Here is a 24,827-nt window from a genome sequence, read left to right as displayed (position 1 = left end):
GTGACTATGCCGTGCCGGTATCCGCAGGCCGGCATCAGGGCGAGTTCGTTGGCCTCGGTACCGGATTGCACGAAGCACACCTTGGCGTCGGGGATACCGGACAGGCGGGCGATCCGCTCCGCCAGTTCGACCTCGCTGCGGTTGAGGTAGGCGGTGGCGGTGAGGAGTTCCGCCTTGGCGAGTTGCCGGCTGATCGCGTCGGCGATCTCGGGGATGTCGTAGCCGAGGCTGTTCGTCCGGCTGCCCGCGAAGAAGTCCAGGTAGCGGCGCCCCTGGGCATCGATGGCCCGGCGGCCCTCGCCTCCCACGATCTCCAGGGGTTCGCCGTAGCAGGGCGTCATCCGTCTGCTGCGTGGTCGCGGCAGGGTGCTCCGGGGGTGCCGCATGACGACACTCCGGTGAATCTTGTAGACATCTTCAATATTGAGTCCTAGGGTCGTGCCCAGCCGCAAGTCCGGGCCGCGTGCAGACGGCCCGCCCTGACGATGGGCCGGGGTCTTATGACGTGGGCGTTCCCGAGGAGAAGACATGAGCAAGGGGCCGGTGTGGAGGAATTTCGCGGGGGACCAGAGTTGCCGGCCGGCGGTGTTCGAGCGGCCGACGAGTCGGGCCGAGGTGGGTGAGGCGATCCGCCGGGCGGCCGAGGCCGACCGTACGGTCAGGGTGGCCGGCGCGGGACACTCGTTCACCGACGCGGTGCTGACCGACGGGACCCTGTTGTCGCTGGACCGGATGAATCGGGTGCTCGACGTCGACCGGGCGACCGGTCTGGTACGGGTCGAGGCGGGGATCACGCTGGGTGCGCTGAGTGCGTTGATGTACGACCACGGCCTCGCGTTCGCGAACCTCGGTGACATCGATGTGCAGTCGATCGCCGGCGCCACCGGGACGGGCACCCACGGCACCGGTATCACGCTGCCCAACCTGTCGGCCGGGCTGAAGTCGATGGAGTTGACCCTCGCCGACGGCCGTACGCTGGAAGTCGACGAGGCGACCGACCCCGACACGTGGCGGGCGGCCCGGGTGAGCGTGGGGGCACTCGGTGTGGTGACGGCGGTGACACTACAAGCGGTGCCGGCCTTCACCCTCGGCGCCGTCGACACGACGGCGCCGCTGGCGGCGACCCTGGACAACCTCGACGAACTCGTGGACGGCAACGACCACTTCGGGTTCTTCACCTTCCCGCACAGCCCGCTCGCGATGACCAAGACCTGGAATCGGACGGCGGCCTCCCCCAGTCCGCGGTCGCGCTTGGGCGAGTGGTTCCACGACATGTTCCTGAGCAACTACGCCTACTGGGGCGTGTGCTTGCTCGGCCGGTCGCGCCGTGGCCTGATTCCATGGCTGAACCGAGTGGCCTCCGCGAACTCGGGCACCACGCGGTACACGGACCGCTCCTACCGGGTCTTCGCGACGCCTCGCCGAGTACCGCTGACCGAAATGGAGTACGCGATTCCCCGCGAGCACGCCGCCGAGGCCGTCCGGGTCGTGCGGGAGATCGCCGAGCGAAGGGAGTTCGACGTCCCGACGCCGCTGGAGGTTCGCTTCGTCGCCCCCGACGACGCCTACCTCAGCCCGGCGGGCGGCCGGGAGACCTGCTACATCGCCGTGCACCAATTCGCCGGCATCCCATGGGAAGCGTTCTTCCGGAGTGTCGAGCAGGTCATGGTCGCCCACGGTGGCCGCCCCCATTGGGGCAAGCGGCATTTCCAAACCGCCGAGACGCTGCGCCGGCAGTACCCGCATTGGGATCGTTTCCAGGCCGTGCGCGCCAGGCTTGATCCGCACGGATTGTTCACCAACGCCTATGTCGAGCGGGTACTGGGTCCCGTCGGCGCGGGTGAGCCGGCATGAACGAGGCGACGGCCCCCCTTCTGCACCGGCGATTCCCGGCGCTGTGCGAGACGTTGCCACACCTGCGACTGGATTCGGTCCCCACCCCGGTGCGTCCTCTGCCGGGACTGTCCGACGGCATCGCACCCGTGTGGGTGAAGGACGAAAGCGCCTTCGGCGACGGCGGTTGGGGCGGGAACAAGGTGCGCAAGCTGGAATGGCTGCTGGCCGACGCCCGCCGACGAGGTCGGCACACGATCCTGACCGTGGGCGGGTTGGGGACGAACTGGGGTCTGGCCACCGCGCTGTACGCTCGGGAAATCGGCCTGGCCACCGCTATCGCCCTGATCGACCAACCCGTCGACGACCACGTGCGTACGCAACTGGCCCGGCTCGAGCGCAGCGGCGCAACGCTGCACTTCACGCGTACCAAAGCCGGAACGATCGCCGCGGCGCCGGTACTGTTCGCCCGACACATGACCGGCCGGCGGCTTCCGTACTTCATTCCGGCGGGCGGTTCGTCGCCGATCGGTGTTCTCGGCTACGTGGAGGCGGCTCTCGAACTGGCCACCCAGGTGCAACAGGGAGTGCTGCCCGAGCCGTCGCACATCGTGACTGCGGTCGGATCCGGAGGCACGACGGCGGGACTGCTGCTCGGCCTGCGCCTCGCGGGCCTGCGTACCCGGGTCGTCGGTGTCGTCGTCAACGACACTCTACGACTGGACCCGCCCACCCTCGTCGGCCTGGCTCGCCGCACACAGAAGCTGCTGCGGGCTCGAGGCGCGGACCTTCCCCCCGTGGATTTGTCTCCACATGACCTCCACCTCGTCCGCGAATGGCTCGGGCCGGCTTATGGTCACGCGACGGCGGAGGGCGAACGCGCACGACGACTCGCTGCCGAAAGGGAGAACCTCACACTCGAACCGGTCTACACCGCCAAGGCGATGGCGGCACTGCTGGCGATGAACGCCGCCGGCCGGCTCGGAGTCGGCCCTGTCCTGTATCTGGACACGAACGGGCCACGATGATCTCGGGTCCGCTCTTGTCGCCCCGGATCGGAGGGCGCTTTCGCCTTCCCCGCGCATTCCGGCGCCCGCTGATCCGGGACGTTCGTCAAAGCGGACCGGGCCCGACCACGCTTCGTTCATGTGTCACGCGGTGGCGATGCGCACGCGGGGGCGGGAGTCGCCGCCGGCGGATCTTGCGCATCGTTCCGCGGGCGTCCACGACCCACAGCACGTCCGCGGCGTGCTCTCGGCGGGCCATCCGGACGACGACGGTGCTGCCATCGTGGAGGGTGATTCTGCGGCCGACCCACACGCCCCAGGCGGGATCGGATTCGAGAAGCGTGGATCCGGCTCCGGGTTGTCGGGAAGGGAGCTGGATCACGTCGCAGCCCGCGGCGGTGATCCGGCGGGTGATCGAGCGGGCTTGTGCATCGCGCAGCGAGAAGACGAACGGTCCCGGCACGAGCAGCAGGCGGTAGATCCCTGCGGCCACCAGGGCGATCAGCCCGTCCAGGGCGGGCAGCGGCCCGCCGGAGCGGCGGCCGTTGTCCAGGTATGCCAGCGGCTCGGGGAGGCCCAGGTGTTCGGCGTAGCGGCGCATGGCGTTGTGGTGGGGTTCCATCCGCCGGGTGTCGAACGGGTAGCAGCGCAGGTAGATCGCGGTGTGGATGGGGTCGCTGGGCGCGCATTCGAGCTGCATGGTTTCCCTCCGGCAGGGCGTGGTGGTGTGTGCCGCGGCGGATGGTTCGGGGCGCCACGTACCGATGAGCGGACGCGTCCCCGCCTCGAACCGATGGTCTCGGCCGCGGGGTTCATGCCGGTCGCAGGGCCGGCTCGGCCACCGGCTTCCGGTGGGGGCGGGCGGCGGCGGGCGCTCCTGGCCTCTTCCCGCCACCGAGGACGCGGTCGTCGACTTCCACCACGCCGAGTGCTTCGATACTCGTGCGCGCTTCCCGTCGGGCCGGGTCGGTCGGTCGACCGTCGAGGTGGGCCGCATCTGCGCTCGGCAGTCGGCGTGGCGTTCGGACACGACACTACCCCTCAATCTTGAAGATGTCTACAAGATTGGTACGGTGGAGGCATGCCGAATCCCGAGAAGCGCTACGCCAAGGGCGCACGCCGACGCGAAGAACTCCTGCGGGCTGCCCTCGAGGTCCTGGCGGAGGAGGGCATGGCGGGGCTCACCCATCGGGCGGTCACCGAACGCGCAGGGTGCCCCGCCACCTCGGTCGCCTACTTCTTCGGCTCCATCGAGCAGTTGGGAATCGAGGTGGTGCAGCTTGTCGCGGACGATCTCAACGCCCACCTTGACGCCGGCGCCCAGCAGGTCGGCGCCGACGGGGCAGGCCCGGAAGGGATCGCGGCCGAGTTCGCGCGGCTGTTGACCACATACCCGCAATCCCTCGAACTGGCGCGCTACGAAGTGCTCCTCCACGCGGCGCGAACTCCCACCCATTCCGAAGCGCTCGTGAGCATCGTCGAGACCATCGAACGCGTCGCCGAGGCGGCCCTGCGAGCGGCGGGCGCCCTCAGGCCGCAGGAGGGCGCCCGCGCGTTTGCCGCACTGGCCGAGGGGTTCAACCTGCACCACCTCGTCCGTCCTCGATCCGACGACGTCGAGACGGCCCGGACCGCCTTTCTCGCCTTGTTCATGGCTTACGCCATGGACGATGACGAACTGGCTTCCTGGAAGCAGCGCCTCAAGGCCAAGCCGTCGGCCCGCCCTGATCGATGAGCACCGGGCCGAGGGTCCCCCTCGTCCACCCCGGCCATGGGGCCGGACCCGTGCCTCCGGAACGCCGATGATCAGCCCCTGCCCGCGCAGGCTGGTGCCTGCCAGGACCAACCGTGCCGCTCGAGCAGCCGCCACACCGTCGCCACGGACGGACTCAGCCGGAAACGGCGGCGGATGACGCTCTGGACCCGGGCCGGGGTCCATCGCTCGGCCTCCCACGGAGCCGGGGCCTCAGAGCCGTTCGGCCGGTCCCAGCGCTCGGTTCCCGAGGCGGTGGAGAAGCTCCAGGGCCAGGGACACCGCCAGGCGGCGTTCGGCGACCCGGAATCCGAGGAGGGCTTCGGCGCGGGCGACCCGGTGCAGCACGGTGTTCCGGTGGGTGTGCAGCCGCTCGGCCGTCCGCGGGGCGTTGCCGCCTTCGTCGAGGTAGACGCGCAGCGTGGAGCGCAGGGTCACCAGGGCCGGCTCGGTGCCGCACAGGGGCCCCAGGGCAGAGCGAATGAACTCCTTCATCTGTTCCTCGTCACGTCCGGCGAGGGCGACGGCCTCCACCTCGTGGTACGGGACGAGGCGCTCTCCGTCGGGGTTGCCGGCCAGCAGCCGCTGGGCGGACAGCGCCGCCGCGTGGCTGCGCCGGAAACCGGTGACGCCGGTCCGGGGCGGGCCGAGCGCGACGCGGACGTGGGGCGTGGCGTGGGTCATCGCCTCACGCAGCGCTTGCCAGTCCGGGTCGTGGCGGGTGGCGATCCAGGCCCACAGGGTGGAGGTGCCGGCGGGGAGGGTCAGCGGTCGTCGGGCGTGGACCGCCGCGGCGAGTAGGCCGGCGGTCTGTTCGAGTACGCCGTGGGTCTCGCCCGGTGGATCGATCCACAGCACCGCGGCGGTGTGCCGGGCGGTGAGGTCGTAGTCGAGCCGTCGGCCGGCCCGGTCGGTGTTCAGGGGCGCTCCGTCGAGCAACAGCCGGATCGTCTCGGCCCGCAATGCCGGCTCTCCGGAGAGCAACTCCCGGCGTTCCTGCCGGATACGGGTGATGACGGCGTCGAGCGCGCCGTCGGCGTAGTCGAACAGCAGGGCCGAGGTGACCTGGAGCAGTTCGACCAGGTCGCCGCGGGATACGACGGTCGCGGCGGCGACGTCCATCCACTGTCGCCACGCCGCGTTCATGCCCCGCCGATAGGACTGCACGAGCACCTCGAGCTCGATGCCGCGGCGCACCAGTGTCCGGGCCAGGTCGAGGGTCTCCAGCGGAGCGCCACGGGGGATCGGTTCGCCCGGGCGCCGCTGTATGGCGGTGAGGCAGCGCACCACGTTGGCCCGGTTGCTGGCCCGGCTCTCCGCGGCGAGGGTGGGATCCTCGGCCAGGACCGGGGCCACCTCGAAGATCGCCGCGTCGATGTCGGGAAGGCGATCGTCGATCTCGGCAAGACACCGTTCGGCGATCTGCCGGATCAAGAGCGGGACGTCCGGTGGGGCCGTCTTCATGCCCGCAGGCTACGAGCCCCTCGGGCCAACGCACAAGGAGCGCGCCCACTGTTGGGCGCCTGCACATGGGCAGGGTGTGTCGGCGCTGCTTACGGTGTGGCGGACCGCAACCGCGTCCGCGGCACGCACACCGTGACCGATCACGGCGTGCCGCAGGTCGGCCGCGTCCGGATCCCGCCGAGCGCCCGTCGGGCGAAGCCCGACCCCCGATGGCTGCCCACCGCCGTTCCGGCCCGTCCTCTTCGAGAGTGAGCCATGTCCGACACCAGCGTCCTCGATCGCGACCTCACGGTCCTACGCGCCGGCGCCCGCGCGTGGGTCCATACACCGTTGGACGCCAAGCGCATGCTGCTGGAACGGCTGCGCGCGGACACCGCCCGGGTCCTCGACGAATGGGTGGCGGAGTCCTGCCGCGGCAAGGGCATCGAACCGAACGCCCCGGCAGCGGGCGAGGAATGGTTGAGCGGTCCGTACGCGCTGCTCGGTGCCGCCGACGCGCTGATCCGGCTGCTCTCGCTCCTGGAATCGGGCCGCAACCCGCTGGACAGCGCGGCGACCCGAACCGTGCCGGGCGGCCGGATCGCGGTGGACGTCTTTCCGTTCACCGCCCGCGACCGCATCATGCCCGGCTACACCGGCCAGGTGTGGCTGCGTCCGGGCGTCACCCTGGAGCAGGCGAAGGCCGGCATCGCACGCCGACTGCGCGATCGACGCCTGCCCGGGGAGGTCGGCCTCGTTCTCGGCGCGGGCAACGTCAACTCCATTCCCGCGCTGGACGCCCTGTCCAAGCTGTACCAGGACAACGCGGTCGTCCTGATCAAACTGAACCCGGTCAACGCCTACCTGGCGCCCGTCCTCGAGCGTGTCTTCGCGGGCTTCGTCGAGCGCGGCTTCGTCCGCATCACCTCCGGCGGCGCCACCACCGGGTCGTACCTGGTCGACCACCCGGCCGTCGACACGGTCCACATCACGGGCAGCCGCGGCAGCCATGACGCGATCGTTTTCGGGCCCGGCGACGAGGGCACGCGACGCAGGGCCCGCGGCGAGCCGCTGCTCACCAAGCCGGTCAGCAGCGAACTCGGCGGCGTCGGGCCCGCGATCGTGGTACCGGGCCGGTGGAGCGAGGCGGCCCTGAAGCTTCAGGCGCGACACCTGGCCACTCAACGGCTGCACAACAGCGGGTTCAACTGCGTCGCCACACAGGTCGTCGTCCTGCCCCGGCACTGGCCGCAGGCCGACCGTTTCCTGCACCATCTGCGCCGGGCGCTCGTCGAGGCGCCCGCCCGCCCCGCGTTCTACCCGGGCGCGGCCACCCGACAGCGGATGGCCGTCGACAGCCACTCCCGGTCGGAACTGCTCCGCGGCGACCCCGCCGTGCCGCGGACCCTCCTGACCGACCTGGACTGGGCCGACCGGGACGAACCGGCCTTCGCCACCGAATACTTCGGCCCGGTCCTGGGAATCACCCGGCTGCCCGCCGACAGCCCGGCGGACTTCCTCGACCGCGCGGTGGACTTCTGCAACGACCGGCTCGCGGGAGACCTCGGCGCCGGAGTGATCGCCGACCCGAGGACCGTTCGCCGGCTCGGGCCGGCCTTCGACGCCGCCATCGCCCGGCTGTGCTACGGCACGATCGCCGTCAACTGCTGGGCCGGTGTGCTGTACACGATGCCCCGCGCCACCTGGGGAGCCTTCCCCGGCCACGACGTGCGCGACGCGGGCAGCGGTGTCGGCGTCGTGCACAACGGGCTGCTGCTGGACCCCGACCACGTGGAGCGCACCGTGGGCCGCGGCCCCTTCCGTCCCTGGCCCACCCCGCCGTGGTTCGTCTCCCACCGCAACGCCCACGCCGTCGGTCGGCATCTGACCGGGTTCGCCGCCGAACCCTCCCTCGCCAAGGCCCTCCCCAAGGCACTGGCCGCCCTCGTCTCATCCCTCGGAGGCCAATCGTGACCCCCCGGACGTCTCGGGAGCCACAGGAGTACGACTACGACGTCATCGTGATCGGCTCCGGGTTCGGCGGCTCCGTTTCCGCGCTGCGCCTGACCGAGAAGGGGTACCGGGTCGGCGTCCTGGAGGCCGGCCGCCGCTACACCGCCGCCGACCTGCCCAGGAACTCCTGGGACCTCCGCAGATTCCTCTGGGCACCGGCTCTCGGCCTCTACGGCATCCAGCGCATCCACCTGCTCCGCAACGTCCTCATCCTGGGCGGTGCCGGGGTCGGCGGCGGCTCGCTGAACTACGCCAACACCCTCTACGTCCCGCCGAAGCCGTTCTTCACCGACCCTCAATGGGGTCACATCACGGACTGGCAACACGAGTTGGCGCCCCACTACGACCAGGCGCGACGGATGCTCGGCGTGCGGATCAACCCCACCACGACCGCCGCCGACGAACACCTGCTGGCGACGGCTCGGAAGACGGGGGTCGAGGACACCTTCCGCAGGACGCCGGTCGGCGTGTTCTTCGGCGACGGCGAGGACGCCGACGGGAGTCGCCGGGCCGAACCGGGGGCCACGGTCGACGATCCGTACTTCGGAGGCGCCGGGCCCGCCCGCCGCGCCTGTACCGAGTGCGGCGAGTGCATGACCGGCTGCCGCCACGGCGCCAAGAACATGCTCACCGAGAACTACCTCTACCTGGCCGAACGCGGCGGCGCCGAGATCCACCCGCTCACCACGGTCACCCGGGTCACCGAGCAGGGCGACGGCTACATGGTGCAGGCCCGCCGCACCGGCGCCCTCGGGCGCGGACGCCGTACCCTCACCGCCCGCCGCGTCGTGGTGGCCGCCGGCACCCACGGCACTCAGCGCCTGCTGCACATCCTCCGGGCTCGCGGCGATCTTCCGCGCATCTCGGACCGCCTGGGCCACCTCACGCGCACCAACTCCGAGGCGCTGGTGGGAGCGCAGACCACCGACCGCGGCTATGGCAAACGCGTCGACTTCACCGGGGGCGTGGCCATCACCTCGTCCATCCACCCCGACGAGAACACGCACGTCGAGGCGTGTCGCTATGGCAAGGGTTCCAACGCCATGGGCCTGATGACCGTGCTGCAGGTGCCCGGTGGTGGACGTGCGCCCCGCTGGCTGCGCTTCCTGGCCACCGCCGCCGCCCACCCCCGCCTCCTCGCCCGCTCGCTCGACAACCGCCGCTGGTCCGAGCGCACCATCATCGCCCTGGTCATGCAGTCCCTGGACAACTCCCTCACCGTCTCGCTGAAGCGGTCGCTCCTGGGCCGGAGAAAGCTGACGTCCCGCCAGGGGCACGGGGCGCCCAACCCGACCTGGATCCCCGCCGCCGACCGGGCGGCCCGACTGCTGGCCGACGAGATCAACGGCTTCCCGGGCAGCAGCGTCGGCGACCTCTTCGACATCCCCATGACCGCCCACTTCATCGGAGGCTGCCCCATCGGTGACACCGCCGGCACCGGAGTGATCGACCCGTATCAGCGGCTGTACGGCCACCCCGGGATCAGCGTGGCCGACGGCTCGGCCATCTCCGCCAACCTCGGCGTCAACCCGTCCCTCACCATCACCGCGCAGGCCGAACGGGCCATGTCCATGTGGCCCAACAAGGGCCGGGCCGACCCACGCCCCGCCCAGGGCGAGCCGTACCGGCCCGTCCCACCGGTGAAGCCGTCGCGCCCCGCGGTCCCGGACCACGCCTTCGCCGCCCTCCGGCTCCCGCTCCTGCCCCTGCCGACCGTCCGTACGAAGGCGGCCGGCGGCCAGGTGCGGGGCGGTGCCGAGCGGCGCGACGAACGGTGAAAGGGACGTGCATACGAACACCGATGTGTCCCTGTGGGCCCCGGCTGCGGGCGGCGGCGACCCGGATGGCCGGCCTGGCCCCGGCCCGGCGTCCGGGTGGTCGCCGGCTCATGTGCGCGCCCGGCGCCCGGTGCAACGGCTCGACCGGGGCGTGTGCCTCATGGGCGGTGGCCGAGGCCGGCACGAGCGGCGACGAGGCGGGCACGGCGGCGTGTTCGACCAGGGCGGGCAGTGCGACGGCGACGATCGAGGCGTGGACCGGGCCCCACCGGATGACCGGGTCGTCCTCCGTCGGGGCCTCGAATCGCCTTCTCGCCGGGAGGCCCGGACGGCGCACCCCGGTCGCCGTGGTGGAGGTGGCGTCCTGGCGTGGAGGAGCCCGGGCCCGGCCGGAGCCGGGGTCTCCTGCCCGGCTGTCCATACATCGACGGCCGCCTCGTCGGTGAGAGCGACATGCCGGTCACGACCCCGATCGCGTGCACGAGTCGGTCGACGGTCTGCTCGGCCCGTGAGCCGTTGCGCGCGTGCACGATTACCGACATGCCGGCGGTCGCGAGCAGGCGGGCGGTCTCGTAGCCGATGCCGGACGCGGCACCGGTGACCAGGACCGTGCGAGGCCCCGCGAGCGTGGATGCCCGGGTCGGGGAGACGCCGGCAGGGGTGAAGGTGGGCAGGGTTCCTCCACAGGGAAACGGCAGCCGGGCAGGGCGCCTCGGCCGCAGGGGTGAGTCGCGAAGTTGAGTGAATGCCGACGGGTGGGCCGGGCCGTGCGCGTAGCCGGAAGCCGGAGCCGGGGGCGACCCGACGAGAGCCGGGAGTCCGGTCGGATACCTGTGGTGCACGCTGTCGGAGACCCGACGGGATCGCGCACATGCCGAGAACCGCACAAGGTGGCGCGTTGCCGAGGAGGCGGCGGCCACGTCGGATCAGACGCGCCTGGGACCGCTCTCCGGATCAGGGGGCTCGTCCTTGTGGCGCAGACCGATCCGGATCGAGAGTGCGGACTCGCACGATCGACGGCACGCGACCACGACGAGACACTCTCGCTCGCGGCCGGCGCCGACCGGCGATGCCGCGGATTCACTCACACCACGATCAGACCGCCGGACCCACGTCGGGAACAAGCGTGAACGCCGTTTGCTCACGAGACCTTGACGCCGACCGAGAAACCGGAGCCACGTCCCGACGCCCCGACCGCAGAGCGATTGTGGAGCCCCGGGTGCCGGCTGTTCGCAGGGCCCAACCGGGCGGCGGGGCCACGTCGGCGGCGCTTCGACTACGTCATCGGGCCGGGACGACTACTTCGTGCCGCGCCGCATCCTTCGGGAACCGGCGAACGCTTGCCCTCGCCAGTCTCGGATTCCATGACGACAGACGATGTCGTGCCTGCGGCGAGCGACTCGGCAGCCCGTAGGAGATCCCGCAACGCCCCTGAAACCACGTCCAATTCGCGAGCCAGTCGATCCTCGGAGGATTCGTGGAAGAATCGAGCCGTGCGCCAACGCATGGTGCCGAGGGCCTGGTGGGTGGACTCGATCGCGGCGCGCAACTCTTCGAGACGCTCTCGACGAACGGGGCCGGAGGGCATCGGACACTCTCCTTCGTACGTAGCGATCGCCGCGGAATTCCCGCGTTGCGCGAAGTCGTCCCGGCCACACGATCGAACGTGATCACCCGACCGAGGCGAAGCCCCCGGACCAGGGGCATCGGTTGCGCCTTCGCCGCCCTCGACCCGACAGGTCTACGCGCCACGGTTGGCAGTCGCTCGCTCATTGGGTGAGGTCGAGCGCCGGCCGGACGGCGAGTCACGCCACGCACGTCGTCGATCCGGCAGCGAGACAACCGGACCGGACCTCTCCACGACGATAGAGACTCCCTCGGCGCTACCGGGTGGTTCTTACGCCGCGCATACGCGAAGAGCCTGCACTCGAACATGATTTTGACACCATCGGCACTGATGCCGATCGGCCCGTCGTAACGACCCGTGCGCCTCACGTCGACGGGGACGCCGACGTGAGGCACCCTTGGCTCCCGGTCGTGTTCGCCGTGCTCCGTGGTCGGTGGTCGGTTGGCGTTCCTTGACCCAGCGGCGTTCGATGGTCAGGTTCTGCCTGGCGGGGCGAAATATCGGCGCGGTGGCGGGGACACGGCGGGCGCGGGTGACCCTGCGGCAGTCAGGGCTCGTGTCGGCATTCGTCTGCTTCGGCGACTCCACGGTGTGCCGGCGAGGACACGGCTGCGGGGCTACGCCCTTGTCATTTCGGGATGTTGGTGGGCGGGGACCCGCGGGAGCTCCCGCCAGTCGGCGGGCCACGTGGTCAACGCGAGCAGGAATGTGACACATGGTCGAGCCGGACCGGCCGAGCGCGCTAGCCGATGCGGCGTCGGGCTCGGAGGACGACGGCGACGACGGCGTCGGAGATTTCGTCGCCCACCCGCACGCGGACTTCCGCGACGGTTCCGGATCGGTCGGCGCACAACCGTGTCTCGAACATCTCGCTTTCCAGCGTGACGAGAACGTCGCCGTTCACCACGGTCTGCCCGGGCGCGGGTACGTCGGTGACGCGGGACGGCTGGAGAGGGGAGGACGCGGTGAACTCCCTGACTTCCAGGTCCAGCCATACGGGTCGTGCGCGCGGGCCGCCGATGCGCTCCTCGATGCGGGCGAGAGCCCGCTCGGCCATCATGGCGGTCCGGTCGTCCTTGGCGAGCCAGGCCAACAGTGGGCCGATCGCACGCTCGTCACCCAGGTGCCCCAGCACTTCGAAGGCTGTCGAACGATCGTCCTCGTCGCCCAGGCAGGCGACGATCGCGTCGGTGTGTGCGGCGGATCCGTGCTCGACCATGCCGTGCAGCGCCTGCCGGCGAGTGGAGCCCGGAGAGCGCAGCCCACGCTCGAGGATCGGCAGCACGCGGGGGTCGGAGAGTCCCCGGAGCGTCCACATCACCACGGGTTCGAGTGCCGGGTCGTCGGCGACCGCGTCGAACAGGGCATCGGGAAACGCCTTCGCCAGAAGTGCTTGCAGCGTGGAGAGGCGTTCGAAGGCCTCCCTCCCCAGGGCGTCGAGGCGTTCGCGTACCTCCGCCAAGGCGTCGTTCCAGGACTCTGCGGCCCGACCGGCCCGCGTGTCCAGAAGGCGCGACAGGCTCCCCGCCCCTGCGGCCACCAGGGCGTCGTAGGCCTGATCCTCGCCGCACACGTATCGCACGATGAGGCGGTCGATCCCAGCGCCTTCGAGGTCCATCAAGTCGTTCCTGCTCTCGTGTGCTACCGCACGGCCGGTCAGCGCGGAGGGGCCGTCGGGTCTGCCCGCCCGTCGGATGGCGGGGAGAGTCGGGGCGTCGGCGCGGTGTCGGGGGTCGTGGCGGATGGTGGGTCCGTCCCGCGCGCGGGACACCGCTCCCGCAAGGGTCCCGGCCCTTGTGACGCCGAATAGCCCGAAGCCTTCCGGCGTGTTGCTATGTCGTGGCCTCGCGCCATGTCCGGTACTGCTCCCGCACGTACCGCAACGGCTGGTCGACATCGGCGCGGTCGTCGTGCTCGACCAGGCCTCGCGCGGCGTGCAGTGCCGACACGAACAGCGCCGTCCCGCCCGACGTGTCGGCCAACGCGACACGGTCCAGGACGGCCGCCACGCGCAACAACAACTCCCGGCCCGTCGACTCGGCCAGGCCCGCCAATTCCACCGGGATCGGCGGGGCACCCTCGTACGGGTCGTCGTGCGCGATGTCGTCGGCCACCCACCCAGGGTGTCGGACGTCTGCCCGGGGTGTCCGGGGATCGGCGAATTCACCCGGTGCGAAGGCGTGTCGGCGGCGCGGTCGGGTCGGGTCGGGGTGGACCTTGGACGCGCACGAGAGTCACGTCGGCAGATCCACGTCCCGTGCTCATGCGGCTCACGGAAGACCTCGAACAGGAACCGACCGCTCGCCGGATCCCGCAGCCAGGTCTGGTGCGTGCGTCGCCCAAGCCGACGCGGAATCCGCGCGTTGTGCGCGCAGTACCACGGAGTCCGGGCACCGGGGCAGCGGGTGGGGACGGCTCGGGCACGACCGCATTCGCCGGGAAGGTGGCGGCGCTGCGGCGCCGTGTGGACTGCCCCGACCCTACTCAGTGTTCGGCTGCGGCGCGGTGGTGTTCCTCGCGGTGGGCGAGTACGTCGGTCATGTGTGTTTCGGCCCAGTCCTTGAGGCCGGCTATGACGCGGTTCAGGGACAGACCGAGTTCGGTGAGTTCGTAGGTGACGGTGACGGGCACGGTGGGCGTGACGGTCCGGGTGACCAGGCCGTCGACCTCCAGGGAGCGCAGGGTTTGGGTGAGCATCTTCTGGCTGGCGCCCGCGAGTCGGCGGGACAGTTCGGAATAGCGCATCGTCCGGGGACCATCGCCGTGGTCGACCCCGGGACGGTGCGGGCCGTCGCTGCCGAGGGCCGCGAGGATCAACGCGACCCACTTGTCGGAGATCCGGTCGAGCAGTTGGCGGCTGGGGCAGCCCTCCATGAACGCGTTGTAGCTCGTCTTCTCCTCGGCCCGCTGCTGGGCCGCCGTCCGCGTCGCCATCGATCGCTCCTTCCGTGCCCGAGGGGGGCTAACGCACTTTCGAGTGCCTTCTTTCGTCCCGAGGTTAACGAAACCAGCATGGAGCCCGTAAACGATCACCCCACCGCAAAGGAACAAGCCATGAGTGCTGCCACTTTCCGCACCGCCGTCGTCCGCGTCCCGAACGGGCCCGACTCGATCGAGATCATCGAGGTGCCGGTCGCCGAGCCCGGCCCCGGCCGGATCCGCGTCGCCATCGCCGCGGCGACGGTCAACCCCACCGACCTCGGCGTCGCGGCGGGCTTCTTCCACGGGATCGGGCTGGTGGCGCAGCCCGAACACACCGGTCTGGGCTGGGAGTTCGCCGGTGTCGTGGACGCGGCAGGGCCGGGCGTCGACCTGGCCGTCGGCACCCGGGTGGCCGGCCTGGTGGTCGGCTTCGACCGCGACTACGGCACCTACGCCGAGCAGATCGTGGTCGCGGCGGCCGACGTCGCCCCGGTCCCCGACGGGCTGGACCTGCCGGCCGCGGCCACGGTCCCGCTCAACGGGTCGGCCGCCGCGCAGGTCGTCGACCTGCTCGGCGACGCGCCCGCGGGGGCCGGCCGGCTGCTGGTGACCGGCGCCGCGGGGGCGGTCGGGGCGAACGTCACCGTGCTCGCCCGGGAACGCGGCTGGCAGGTGACCGGGCTCGCCCGCGCCGGGGACGAGGAGTTCGTCCGCGGCCTCGGCGCCGACTTCACCACGCACGCCGAGCCGGGATGGGACGCAGTCGTCGACCCCGCACAACTCAATGAGCGGGCCCTCGAGCTGGTCCGCGACGGCGGCGCCTACGTCGGCTTGCGGCCCGGCCTCGAACCGGCCGCCGAGCGCGGGATCTCGGTCACCTCCGTGGTCACCGTCTCCGACCGCGCCCGACTCGCCGACCTCCTCACCCGCACCGCCGCGGGCGAACTGCCGGCCCGCGTCTACGCGGTCGTCTCCCTGGACCAGGCCGCCGACGCCCACCGGGCAACCGCCAGGGGCGGCCTCCGCGGCCGCTACATCATCCGCCCCTGACCAGCCCGGCGCCGAGCGCGCCGCCCACCGCGATCACCGGCACCTGCCCGCCGGAAGCCTCGAACGCCGGGGGCCGGTCCCTGCCGCGCAACCGACCCCCGGCCCGGCCCGGCCCGGCCACGACATCGGCGGGATCGCCGAAACCGGCGAGCCACAGCGGCCCCAGCCGTCACGACGTCGGTCGGGGCAAACGCCGAGACGTCCGGGGCGGAAGACGAAGTCTCAGCCCGCTCCCTGCTGTCCGTGATGCGGTCGCGATGTCTCGTGAGGCGATGCGATGCCTGTCGCCGATTCCGTTCCGTTCCGCCCCGCCGTACGACACACCCGCAGGAAATCTGCCATGACCATGAAGCGCCTCGCCACCGTCCTCGCCGTCCTCGGCGGCCCGTTCCTCGTCTACACCGGGGTCAGCTTCGTGCTCGCGCCGCAGGTGACGGCCGAAGGGCTTCGACGGCCCACGCGGCTCGAGCTGTGGTGATGGCTTTCGGAGTTTCACAGGATCTCAGCGGCCGGTCAGCAGGACGATGTGGTTTCCGCTGACCGCGGTGGTCTTGGCGTGGGACAGCAGGCCGGCGAGGGCGGCCGAGCCCGCCGCGGTGGGGTGAAGTCCGTGGCGTCCCAGCAGGGCCTGGGCGGCGAGTAGTTCGTCGTCGTCCGCGGCGTGCGCCGCGCCGCCCGAGTCGGCTATCGCGGTCAGGGCGTCGGGGCCGTGCAGGGCGTGCCAGTTGACCAGGGGTTCGTTGTGCTCCGTCGTGACGACGTCGTGGCTCGCCAGCGTGCGGTAGGGACCCGGCCAGCTCGTCACGATCGGGTTGTTTCCGGGGGAGCCGACGGCGTGGAGGGCCAACGGCCAGGCCAGGAGGCGGGCTTGGCGGTGGGCGGCGACGATCGTCGTGCCGTTGCCGACCGGGATCCACAGAGCAGCCGGAGCGCCGCCCAGTTCTCGATGCAGGGCGTGGACGACATGTCCGTGGCCCTCCAGGATCGCGTCCTTGCAGGGGCCGTCGACATTGCCGTCCAGAGCCCCCAACGTGTGGGCCAGGCGGTGCGATTCGTCGACGGCGTCCTCGTAGCCGCCGTGGACGAGACGGATGTCGGCCCCGGCGGTCGCGGCGGCGGCGCCGCCGTCGCCCCATTCGGCGGGCAGCACCACGGTGGACCGCAGGCCTGCCGCCGCGCACGCCGTCGCCATCGCCCGCCCGTAGCTGCCGCACGATCCCACGACGATCCGGTCGTGTCCTTCGGCGACGGCGCGGGCCACGACCGCGCGGGCGGCGGGTTCCTTGTGACTGCCGGAGGCGTAACGGGTCTCGTCCTTGAGGAAGACGCGGGTGTCCGGCAGGAGGCCGTCCGCGACGATGAAGGGGGTCAGGTACGGATCGGTGGGCGCGACGGAAATCTGAGGCAACAAGGAGGTGTTTTCCTTCACCGGGTGCGGGCGGAGAGCATTTCGTCGGCTTCGCGCTGCAGGTCGTCGCGCGTGCCGATCTCGGCGGGCGGTATGGCGTCGGGCAGTTCGTCCTCGATCAGTCTCAGCCGGTCGTCGAACCAGCCGCGGACGGACCAGGCCAGTTGCAGCACTCCGCTGAGGACGATCAGCAGGGCGAGGCCGCGTCCGGGGCCTTCGGATTCGAGCAGTGGTTGGACGAAACGTTCGGCCAGGGGCCCGACCACGAGGTAGCCCAGCGGCATCGTCAGCATCATCAGGGTGATGAACAGGGACAGGACGCGGCCTTGCAGTTCGAATCCGACCTTGCTCTGCACGATCGCGATCCAATGGCCTTCGGCGAGGGATTCGCCGAACCCCACGAGGAACATCCCGGCGATGATCAGGACCGGGACGGTGGAGATTCCGACCAGGATCATCGCGAAACTGCCGATGCCCATCGAGACGAGCATGCCGTGACTGCGCCGGGCGGTACCGCCCCACAGGCCCATCAGGACGCTGCCGGAGATCCCGCCGACGCCGCCGGCACCCAGCGCCAGACCCAGCACCGAGGCAGACTGCTCCGCCAGCAGCATCGGTGTGATGACGGCGAAGCCCAGGGTGTAGAAGACGTGGTCGATGACAAAGAACCGAAGCGCGGCGCGCAGGCCGGGTCGGCGGGTGATGTAGCGCCAGCCGTTGCGGATCTCCGCGCCGAAGGTTTCCTCGCGTACGCGGAACAGGAGGTTCGGGAAACGGACGAGAAGCAGCGTGAGTGCCCCGATCGCGAACGTGCCCGTGTCGAGGAGGAGCACGCCGTCGATGCCGATCGGGCCGATGAGCGCGGCACCGAGCATGGGTGAGAACACCAGTCCGACGCCGACACCGAGTTGCCCGATTCCGGCGGCGTGGCCGAGGTAGCGCTTGGGTACCAGCTGCGCGACCGCCGCGAGGTAGGCCGGTCGCTGGAAAGCTCCGGCCACCGACGTCACCGACACGACCAGATAGACGTGCCACAGATGCAGGCCGTCGCTCTGCATGAGGACGACCAGGGCCGCCATCGAGAGTCCGGCCGTGGTGTCGCTCGCCAGCATCACCTTGCGGCGGTCCCACCGGTCGGCGACGGCCCCGGCGACCGGCCCCACGAGGATGCCGGGGAGCAGTCCGATCGCACTCACCACCGCGAAGGAGGTGAGCGAGCCGGTTCGGTCGAGTACCCAGATGCTCAGTACCAGGGTGCTCAGCCCGCTGCCGATCATCGACAGGAGCTGGCCCAACGCGACCACCGCGAACTTGCGCAGATCGGGTGCCGTCCCCGACGCCGGGCTCCGGACCTCGGCGGACGGCTGCACGGTCGGCGCAGCGGTCGGCGCAGTGGTCGGCTGCGGGGTGCGGGAGGCGACGTCGGCCACCAACGCCTTCGCGAGCGGCTCCGCGTGGCTCTTGAGGAAGAAGTGCCCCGCGCGGGGCAGTACGACGAGGCCCACGTCGCCCTCGGTGAAGTGCCGCCATTCCTGGTGGCGTTCCTGATAGTGCTCGGTGACCCGGTCGCGGGCGCCGACGACGGTGAGGACCGGAGCCTTCAGCGGGCGGTACGTCTGCCGGTACGCGGTGGTGAAGTACTCCTCGGCGTCGCGGGCGTCGTGCCGGACGTTGCGGAGTACGAAGGCCTCCTGCTCGTCGTCGTCCAGATCGGTGAAGCCGCCGCGCGCGCGGAGATAGGCCAGGTATTCACGGTCGGAGGTGAAGCGGTCCACCGGCACGTGCCGGTAGATCCAGTCGAAGAATCGTCCGGGCAGCCGGGCGGTCGGGAAACCCGCCCCGAGCGCGACCCCGGCCAGTGGCACGCCCGTGGCCTCGGCGCGCCGTGCCACTTCCACGGTGAGCGCGACGCCGAGGCAGTGTCCGTAGAGGAGGACCGGGCCGTCGATCGTGCGCATTTCGTCGACGATGCGGTCGGCGACGACGGCGATCGGCTCCAGTTCCTCGTCGGCTCTGGATCGGTCGTGGCCCGGCAACTCCACCGCCCGCAGCGCCCAGTTCGCCGGAAGCGCGTCGGCGAGCGGCTGATAGGCGACGGCGCTGCCACCGGAGTAGGGCACCGCGACGACGGTGTGCCCGCCGGTCGCCGGGTCGGCGTCCGTGGCGGTGAGCCGTTGCAGCAGCCGCTGATCGGCAGGCCCGGTCTCCGACCGCGTGCCCAGATGTGCGGCCAGCCGGCGGATGGTGGCGTACTGGTAGAACTCGACCAGACTGGGGGCCGGTTCGATGCGACGGACGACTTTGAGAGCCGAGAACGAGTCGCCGCCGAGGGCGAAGAAGTTGTCGTCGATGCCGGGTTCGGGGACCTCGAGGACCTCCGCCCAGATGGCCGCGATCCGCTTCTCGGTGTCGGTCCGAGCGAGTGTCACGGCGGACGCGGGCCCTGTCCCGGCCGGTGCGGGCAGTGCGCGCCGGTCCAGCTTCCCGTTCGGGGTCAACGGGAGTGCGGGCAGCGTGAGGACGCGGGTGGGAACCATGTGCGCGGGCAGACCCGCGGCGAGTATCTCGCGGCACGCGGCCTCGTCGGCCTCCGCCCCGTCGCGGGTCACCACGTAGCCGATGAGCCGGCTGATGCCGCCGGTCGGGTGGTGCGCGGCCACGGCGCACGCCGCCACCCGCTCCAGCGTGCCCAGGCGGGCCTCGATCTCGCCGAGTTCGATCCGGTACCCGTTGATCTTGACCTGGTCGTCGAGCCTGCCGAGGAAGTCGACGGTGCCGTCGAGGTGGAACCGGGCCGAGTCGCCGGTGCGGTACATCCGGGCGCCGGGCGCGGTGACGAACGGATCGCACACGAACCGCTCGGCGGTCAGTTCGGGCCGGTCGTGGTAGCCGGGTACGACGCCAAGCCCGCCCAGATACAGTTCGCCGACCACGCCCGCGGGAACCGGCCGGCGGTGCGCGTCGAGGATATAGACCCGGTTGTTCGGGAAGGGCCGTCCGATCGGCAACGGCGCGTCGTCGGCGAGGTGTTCGACCGAACCTTCGAAAAGGACGTTGTCGACGGTGACCTCGGTGACACCGTACGAATTGACGACGCGGTTGTCCGCGCCGACGAGGCGTTTCGCCAGCTCGTATTCCTTGACGTGCCACTTCTCGCCGCCGCCGATCAGCAGACGGACGAACGACAGGTCCGCCCCGCTGCTCTCGGTGTGGCCGAGGAGCGCGCGCAGCACCGCGGGCACGAGTTCGGTGCAGTCGACGTTCTCGGCCTTCATCAGCGCGTGGAGATCGGCGGGGTCGAGCAGTGTCTCGCGCGGGGCGACCACCAGACGACCGCCGCTGAGATGTGCTCGGAGCGTTTCGCCCACGAACATGTCGAAGGAGAAGCTGGCCGCCTGCAGGTAGGTCCACTCCGGCCGTAACCGGTACGCCTGCCGCCACATGCCGGCGGCGTGGACGAGGTTGCCGTGTGTGACGACGACTCCCTTGGGCCTGCCGGTGGATCCCGAGGTGTAGATGACATACGCCGGATCGTCGGCCGAGTTGCACAGGGGCGGATCGCCGTCGTCCTCGGGAAGTCCTTCGGGGAGTCCTTCGGCGAGGTAGTCCCGGTTGATCACGACCGTCGGCCGGCTGTCGGCCAGCATGTAGTCCAGGCGGTCGCGGGGGTAGGCCGGATCCAGCGGCACGTAGGCGGCGCCCGACTTGAGCACCGCCCACATCGCGGTGAAGAGTTCGACGCCGCGATCCAGGTTGATCGCCACCCGGTGCCCCGGCCGGACCCCCTCCCGGCGCAGTCTTCGGGCGAGCCTGTTGGCCCGGTGGTTCAACTCCCCGTAGCTGAGGGTGTCGCCGCCGACGGTGAGCGCGGGTGCGTCGGGCGTTGCCGTGGCGTGGCGTTCGAACAACTGATGTACGGCGGTGGCATCCGGTATCGGGGCGACGATGTCGTTCCAGTCGTGCACGACGCGGCGGTGCTCGCCGTCGGTGAGCATCGGCAGCCGGGTGATCGGCGTGCTCGTCCCGCCGGTCGCCGCGATGGCCCCGGTCCCACCGGTCGCCGCGTCGAGCAGGGTCAGCAGGTGGTCGAGGAACGCCTCGACGCGTGCGCCGTCGAAGAGTTCGGCGGCGTAGTCGGCGTTCAGCACCGCGCCGTCGGCGGGGAAGTCGAGGCTGATCGCGAGGTCGACCATGGTCGCGGCCGGTGGCAGCTCGCCGGCGTAGCGCATGATCGGGTCGTCGGACGTCGGGGTGTTGTGCACGGTCAGCATGACCGGGCTCAGGCGCTTGGCGCCACCGGGTCGGGCCAGGGCGTCCACCAGGTCGGGCAGCGCGAGCCGCCCGCGGTCGAGGTCGCCCAGGACGGTGTCCCGCACCCGTGCGACGAGTTCGGCGAACGACGGATCGCCGGACACATCGCCGCGCAGCGGCAGGACGTTCAACGCGGGGCCGATCAACGAGGCCGACTCCTCGGTGGAGCGCCCGGCAACCGCGGAGAGCACGGTGACGTCGGTGCGCCCGGTGTATCGGCGCAGTACGACCTGGAGTCCGGCCAGGACCACCATGAACAGGCTTGCCCGCCGGTCGCCGGCGTAGGAGCGCAGTCGGTTCAGCAGGTCGGGATCGAGTGGCCGGCTGATGCGGTCGGCGGCGTACGAGGGAGTGGCCGGGCGAGGCCGGTCGGTGGGCAGTTCCAGATCGAGCTCGGCGCCGTCGAATCGCTCCCGCCAGTACGAGACGAGGGTCGCGTCGCGTTTCGCTTCGGCACTGCGGGCGGCGAGGTCGGGCGCGGGGGCGGCCGGCGGCAGGCCGGAGACGGTGATCGGGTCCCCACCTGCGCGCGCGGCCCGGTACAAGGCGGCGAGTTCCTGCCCCAGGACACCCGCCGACCATCCGTCGAAGGCGAGGTGATGCACGATGAGGACGAGTGTGTCGCCGTTCAGGAAGGTGTGTGCGACCGGGCCGTGCCGGAAGTCGATGCCTGCGCGATCCGGCTCGCCCAGCGTCAGCGGTATCTTTGCCGCGGGCGCGATGACCATGCTCGGCTCGGTGCCGTCGTCGGGGAAGCGGGCTCGCAACAGCGGGTGTCTGCGGGAGAGTTCGGCGAGTGCCGTGGTCAGCGCCGGGACGTCCACCGGTGCTGCCCAGCGGTACTTGATGCCCAGCGTGTACACGGGCAGATCGGCGCAGAGTTGCTCGGCGATCCAGTAGTCGCGTTGCATCGGGCTGAGCCTGTGCGGGACCCCTTCGGCGAGCGTTGCGGTGGGGGGATCGGCGGTCGCGCCCGTCGTCCCGCTCGCGCCGTCGATCAGCCCGGCCAGTGTGGCGACGGTGGGATCCGCGTACCACCGGGTGAGGGTCAGCTCCGCGCCGTGCCGCTCTCGTAGGGCGGCGATGAGGCGTACGGCGTCCAGGGAATCGCCGCCGAGGGTGAGGAAATCGTCGGCCGCGTCGGTGACCGGGACGCCGAGAATCTCTCGCATCAGCGTGGCCGCGCTGCGTTCGGCCGCCGTGTGGGCGACGTTCGGGGCGTGCTGCTGCGGCGCCTTCGCGGCGAGGGCCGCCTTGTCGATTTTTCCTTGTGGGTTCAGGGGAAATCGTGAGTGGGTGATCAGGGCGGCAGGGACGAGGTGGGCGGGCAGAAGGTCGGCGAGGGCGCCGCGTACCGTCGTGAGGTCGGTGGTGGCCTCGGTGACGACGTGGCCGATCAGCTTGGCGCGGCCGGTTCGTTCGTCGACCAGGACCACGGCGTCGGTGATGCCGTCGAGCGTGCGGAGCGTCGCCTCGACCTCGGCCGGTTCGACTCGGTGGCCCCGGATCTTCACCTGGTCGTCGAGCCGTCCCAGGAACTCGAACTGCCCGTCGGCGGACCGGCGGACGCGGTCGCCGGTGCGGTATTCGCGGCCCCGGCCGGGCGTCGTGACGAACCGCTCGGCGGTCAGCTCGGGGCGGTTCAGATAGCCGTCGACCACGCCGATGCCGCCGATCAGCAGCTCGCCGTCGTCGCCGATGCGGCAGGTCACGCCGGGGTGCGGGAGGCCGATCGGGACCACGTCCCCCGACCACTCGGTCACGTCCGCGACGGTGGCGCCCACGGTGGTCTCGGTGGGGCCGTACGTATTGAACAGCCGGACGGCGCCGCCCACCGCGGCCTGCCAGCGGCGTACCGCGTCGGGTCGCGCGGTCTCGCCACCGATGATCACGCACCGCACGGCGGCCGGGAGCGTGGCCTCGCCCCGGTCCAGGGCTGCGACCAGCTGGTGCCAGTACGCGGTCGGCAGGTCCAGGATCGTGATCCCGAGCGCGTCGCAGCGTTCGAAGAACAGGTCCGGTCTGCTGATCATGTCGTCGTCGCGCAGGACCAGCGTGGCGCCCCGGAGCAGCGGGCAGAAGATCTCCTCGACGCTGGTGTCGAAGCTCAGCGAGGCGAACTGCAGGATCCGGTCGCCTTCCGCGAAGGCGAACCGGTTCGCGAAGGCCTCGGTGAAATCGCGGAGTTGCCGGCGGCCGACCAGGACGCCCTTCGGTCGACCCGTCGAACCGGAGGTGAAGATGACGTACGCGGGATCCCGCCGGCGCACGCTGTCGTCCAGCGGCAGCACACCGTCGGTCGTGATCAGCGCGCGGGGCCGGGTCTCCTCGATCATCAGGTCCAGGCGGGCCGCCGGATAGACCGGGTCGAGCGGTACGTATCCGGCTCCGGCGCGCAGGACCGCGAGGATGGCCACGATGGCGTCCCGGCCGCGTGGCAGCGGGATTCCGACGAGGTCGCCCGGTTGCACGCCTGCGTCGGCCAGTCGGTCCGCCAGATCGGCGACCAGGTCGAACAGGGTCTCGTAGTCCAGTTCGCCGTGCGCGTCGGCCAGTGCCGTCGCGTGCGGTGTCCGGACGGCCTGCGTGGCCAGGGACGACCAGACGTCCCCGTCGACTGTGGAGGGCGGCGTGTCGTGGGTTCGGGTCACCCGGGTCTCCTCGGTTCTCACATCGACCAGTGCGTCGGCCGCCGGTCCCAGCGGTGGGCGCGCAGGGCTTCGAGCAGGTCCGGCGGCACCGGCGCGGATCCGGACACGCGCAGGTTCGAGCGCACGTGCTCGGGGCGGCGCATGCCCGGGATGACCACGGAGACGGCGGGGTGGTGCAGGGCGAAACGCAGCGCCAGTTCCGGCAGGGTCCGGCCGGCGGGGACGAGGCCGCGCAGCGCGTCGACGCGTTCGACGGTGGGCGGCAGGTTCTCCGGTCCGAAGTAGACGGCTCGCCAGTCCTCGGGAGGGAACACGGTGTCGGCGCTCAGGTTCCCGGTGAGGGAGCCCTCGTCGAAGGGGACCCTGGCGATGATCGCGATGTCTTCCTCGATCGCGCGGGGGAACAGCTCGTCCTCGGGGGCCTGGTCGAAGATGTTGTAGATGACCTGGATCGAGTCGACCAGCCCGGTGTCGAGCGCGGCGAAGCAGTTCGTCGGCTCCCAGCGGTTGACGCTGATGCCGAATCCGTCGATCAGATCCCGCTCCTTGAGCAGGGTGACGGCCTTCTGCCAGGCGGGATCCGCGGCCCAGCGGTCCTCCCAGACGTGGAATTGCAGAAGGTCGATCCTGTCGACGCCGAGGTTGTCCAGGCTGCGACGCGTGTAGTCGAGGATGTGATCGAGGGGGAAGACGTCCTCGAGGGTGTCCTGCGGGCGCGGGGGCCATTCGCGGTTGAGCGGGGGAACCTTGGTGGCCAGCCGTATCCCGGAGCCGGGACGGCGGTCGCGCAGTTCGCCGAGCAGGGTCTCGGACTTGCCGCGTCCGTAGGCCCAGGCCGTATCGAAGAACGTACATCCCATGTCCACGGCGAGATCGAGCGCGTCCGGGGCGATGTCGTAGTTCCATCCGGTGAATCCGCCCGGACCACCGCCGATTCCCCACATGCCGTAGCCGACCTCGCCGACCTCCCAGCCGAGCCGTCCCATGGTGCGTCGGCGCATCGGCGCCTCCTGCCCGTTGGCGACCATCGG

At 71.0% G+C, this 24,827-nt stretch carries 16 protein-coding genes and 2 pseudogenes; 8 read left to right on the top strand and 10 right to left on the bottom strand.

Annotation, left to right across the window (positions count from 1 at the left end; all coding sequences use genetic code 11):
* Positions 1-14: 14 nt before the first annotated feature.
* A pseudogene (locus OG948_RS38940) lies at positions 15-386 on the bottom strand (aminotransferase class III-fold pyridoxal phosphate-dependent enzyme); the annotation flags it as partial.
* Positions 387-528: 142 nt separating this feature from the next.
* On the opposite strand from OG948_RS38940, the gene OG948_RS38935 reads away from it, so the two are divergent.
* Both OG948_RS38935 and OG948_RS38930 read left to right on the top strand, forming a co-directional pair.
* Complete coding sequence (locus OG948_RS38935) at positions 529-1,854, top strand: D-arabinono-1,4-lactone oxidase (protein ID WP_331769701.1); 1,326 nt, start codon at positions 529-531, stop codon at positions 1,852-1,854.
* Positions 1,851-2,861 (top strand): pyridoxal-phosphate dependent enzyme, encoded by a 1,011-nt coding sequence (locus tag OG948_RS38930; protein ID WP_331769700.1) that lies wholly within the window; start codon positions 1,851-1,853, stop codon positions 2,859-2,861. Before OG948_RS38935 ends, OG948_RS38930 begins: the two co-directional genes overlap by 4 nt.
* An 85-nt stretch (positions 2,862-2,946) precedes the next feature.
* Here the strand turns inward: OG948_RS38930 and OG948_RS38925 are convergent, their stop codons facing one another.
* On the bottom strand, positions 2,947-3,540 hold the full coding sequence (locus OG948_RS38925) for a hypothetical protein (RefSeq protein ID WP_331769699.1): 594 nt from the start codon (positions 3,538-3,540) through the stop codon (positions 2,947-2,949).
* A 381-nt stretch (positions 3,541-3,921) separates the two neighbouring features.
* Here OG948_RS38925 and OG948_RS38920 point away from each other — a divergent pair, with 381 nt between their 5' ends.
* Entirely contained in the window at positions 3,922-4,575 is a 654-nt protein-coding gene (locus OG948_RS38920) for a TetR family transcriptional regulator (RefSeq protein WP_331769698.1), read from the top strand.
* A gap of 71 nt (positions 4,576-4,646) precedes the next feature.
* Here the strand turns inward: OG948_RS38920 and OG948_RS38915 are convergent.
* Positions 4,647-4,775, bottom strand: a pseudogene (locus tag OG948_RS38915) (winged helix-turn-helix domain-containing protein); the annotation flags it as partial.
* A 31-nt stretch (positions 4,776-4,806) separates the two neighbouring features.
* A complete protein-coding gene (locus tag OG948_RS38910) occupies positions 4,807-6,057 on the bottom strand; it encodes a helix-turn-helix domain-containing protein (protein WP_331769697.1) in 1,251 nt (416 codons plus the stop codon).
* 255 nt (positions 6,058-6,312) lie between these two features.
* Between OG948_RS38910 and OG948_RS38905 the strand changes: the two genes are divergently transcribed.
* Positions 6,313-8,010, top strand: a complete 1,698-nt coding sequence (locus tag OG948_RS38905; protein ID WP_331769696.1) for an aldehyde dehydrogenase family protein — start codon at positions 6,313-6,315, stop codon at positions 8,008-8,010.
* Positions 8,007-9,827, top strand: a complete 1,821-nt coding sequence (locus OG948_RS38900; RefSeq protein WP_331769695.1) for a GMC family oxidoreductase — start codon at positions 8,007-8,009, stop codon at positions 9,825-9,827. Before OG948_RS38905 ends, OG948_RS38900 begins: the two co-directional genes overlap by 4 nt.
* Before the next feature lie 158 nt (positions 9,828-9,985).
* On the opposite strand, the gene OG948_RS38895 is transcribed toward OG948_RS38900, so the two are convergent.
* Entirely contained in the window at positions 9,986-10,669 is a 684-nt protein-coding gene (locus tag OG948_RS38895) for an SDR family NAD(P)-dependent oxidoreductase (RefSeq protein ID WP_406300541.1), read from the bottom strand.
* A 1,500-nt stretch (positions 10,670-12,169) separates the two neighbouring features.
* Here OG948_RS38895 and OG948_RS38890 point away from each other — a divergent pair.
* The gene (locus OG948_RS38890; RefSeq protein WP_331769694.1) at positions 12,170-13,264 is read left to right on the top strand and encodes a hypothetical protein; all 1,095 of its coding nucleotides are present in this window, start codon (positions 12,170-12,172) and stop codon (positions 13,262-13,264) included.
* A gap of 22 nt (positions 13,265-13,286) precedes the next feature.
* Here OG948_RS38890 and OG948_RS38885 read toward each other — a convergent pair whose 3' ends face one another.
* A complete protein-coding gene (locus OG948_RS38885) occupies positions 13,287-13,568 on the bottom strand; it encodes a hypothetical protein (protein ID WP_331769693.1) in 282 nt (93 codons plus the stop codon).
* A gap of 370 nt (positions 13,569-13,938) precedes the next feature.
* Entirely contained in the window at positions 13,939-14,388 is a 450-nt protein-coding gene (locus OG948_RS38880; RefSeq protein WP_331769692.1) for a helix-turn-helix domain-containing protein, read from the bottom strand.
* A 120-nt stretch (positions 14,389-14,508) separates the two neighbouring features.
* On the opposite strand from OG948_RS38880, the gene OG948_RS38875 reads away from it, so the two are divergent.
* Together OG948_RS38875 and OG948_RS38870 are read left to right on the top strand one after the other, a co-directional pair.
* A complete protein-coding gene (locus tag OG948_RS38875; protein WP_331769691.1) occupies positions 14,509-15,426 on the top strand; it encodes an NADP-dependent oxidoreductase in 918 nt (305 codons plus the stop codon).
* 340 nt (positions 15,427-15,766) lie between these two features.
* The gene (locus OG948_RS38870) at positions 15,767-15,904 is read left to right on the top strand and encodes a hypothetical protein (protein WP_331769690.1); all 138 of its coding nucleotides are present in this window, start codon (positions 15,767-15,769) and stop codon (positions 15,902-15,904) included.
* A 24-nt stretch (positions 15,905-15,928) separates the two neighbouring features.
* Here the strand turns inward: OG948_RS38870 and OG948_RS38865 are convergent, their stop codons facing one another.
* From OG948_RS38865 to OG948_RS38855, 3 genes are read right to left on the bottom strand one after another with little or no spacing between them, the layout of a single operon-like run.
* On the bottom strand, positions 15,929-16,837 hold the full coding sequence (locus tag OG948_RS38865) for a pyridoxal-phosphate dependent enzyme (RefSeq protein WP_331769689.1): 909 nt from the start codon (positions 16,835-16,837) through the stop codon (positions 15,929-15,931).
* Positions 16,838-16,851: 14 nt separating this feature from the next.
* The gene (locus tag OG948_RS38860) at positions 16,852-23,796 is read right to left on the bottom strand and encodes an amino acid adenylation domain-containing protein (protein WP_331769688.1); all 6,945 of its coding nucleotides are present in this window, start codon (positions 23,794-23,796) and stop codon (positions 16,852-16,854) included.
* A gap of 17 nt (positions 23,797-23,813) precedes the next feature.
* Complete coding sequence (locus OG948_RS38855; RefSeq protein WP_331773442.1) at positions 23,814-24,797, bottom strand: aldo/keto reductase; 984 nt, start codon at positions 24,795-24,797, stop codon at positions 23,814-23,816.
* Positions 24,798-24,827 lie beyond the last annotated feature (30 nt).

The organism is Embleya sp. NBC_00888 (genome assembly GCF_045207655.1).
Classification (GTDB): domain Bacteria; phylum Actinomycetota; class Actinomycetes; order Streptomycetales; family Streptomycetaceae; genus Embleya.
Note: the sequence above shows the minus strand (reverse complement) of the source record. Positions and strands in the feature narration are given on the sequence as shown.

Excerpts from the sequence above, each read along its gene's own strand:
- OG948_RS38935 (WP_331769701.1), top strand. The coding sequence starts at position 529 with ATGAGCAAGGGGCCGGTGTGGAGGAATTTCGCGGGGGACCAGAGTTGC.
- OG948_RS38930 (WP_331769700.1), top strand. The coding sequence starts at position 1,851 with ATGAACGAGGCGACGGCCCCCCTTCTGCACCGGCGATTCCCGGCGCTG.
- OG948_RS38925 (WP_331769699.1), bottom strand. The coding sequence starts at position 3,540 with ATGCAGCTCGAATGCGCGCCCAGCGACCCCATCCACACCGCGATCTAC.
- OG948_RS38920 (WP_331769698.1), top strand. The coding sequence starts at position 3,922 with ATGCCGAATCCCGAGAAGCGCTACGCCAAGGGCGCACGCCGACGCGAA.
- OG948_RS38910 (WP_331769697.1), bottom strand. The coding sequence starts at position 6,057 with ATGAAGACGGCCCCACCGGACGTCCCGCTCTTGATCCGGCAGATCGCC.
- OG948_RS38905 (WP_331769696.1), top strand. The coding sequence starts at position 6,313 with ATGTCCGACACCAGCGTCCTCGATCGCGACCTCACGGTCCTACGCGCC.
- OG948_RS38890 (WP_331769694.1), top strand. The coding sequence starts at position 12,170 with ATGGTCGAGCCGGACCGGCCGAGCGCGCTAGCCGATGCGGCGTCGGGC.
- OG948_RS38880 (WP_331769692.1), bottom strand. The coding sequence starts at position 14,388 with ATGGCGACGCGGACGGCGGCCCAGCAGCGGGCCGAGGAGAAGACGAGC.
- OG948_RS38875 (WP_331769691.1), top strand. The coding sequence starts at position 14,509 with ATGAGTGCTGCCACTTTCCGCACCGCCGTCGTCCGCGTCCCGAACGGG.
- OG948_RS38870 (WP_331769690.1), top strand. The coding sequence starts at position 15,767 with ATGACCATGAAGCGCCTCGCCACCGTCCTCGCCGTCCTCGGCGGCCCG.
- OG948_RS38855 (WP_331773442.1), bottom strand. The coding sequence starts at position 24,797 with ATGCGCCGACGCACCATGGGACGGCTCGGCTGGGAGGTCGGCGAGGTC.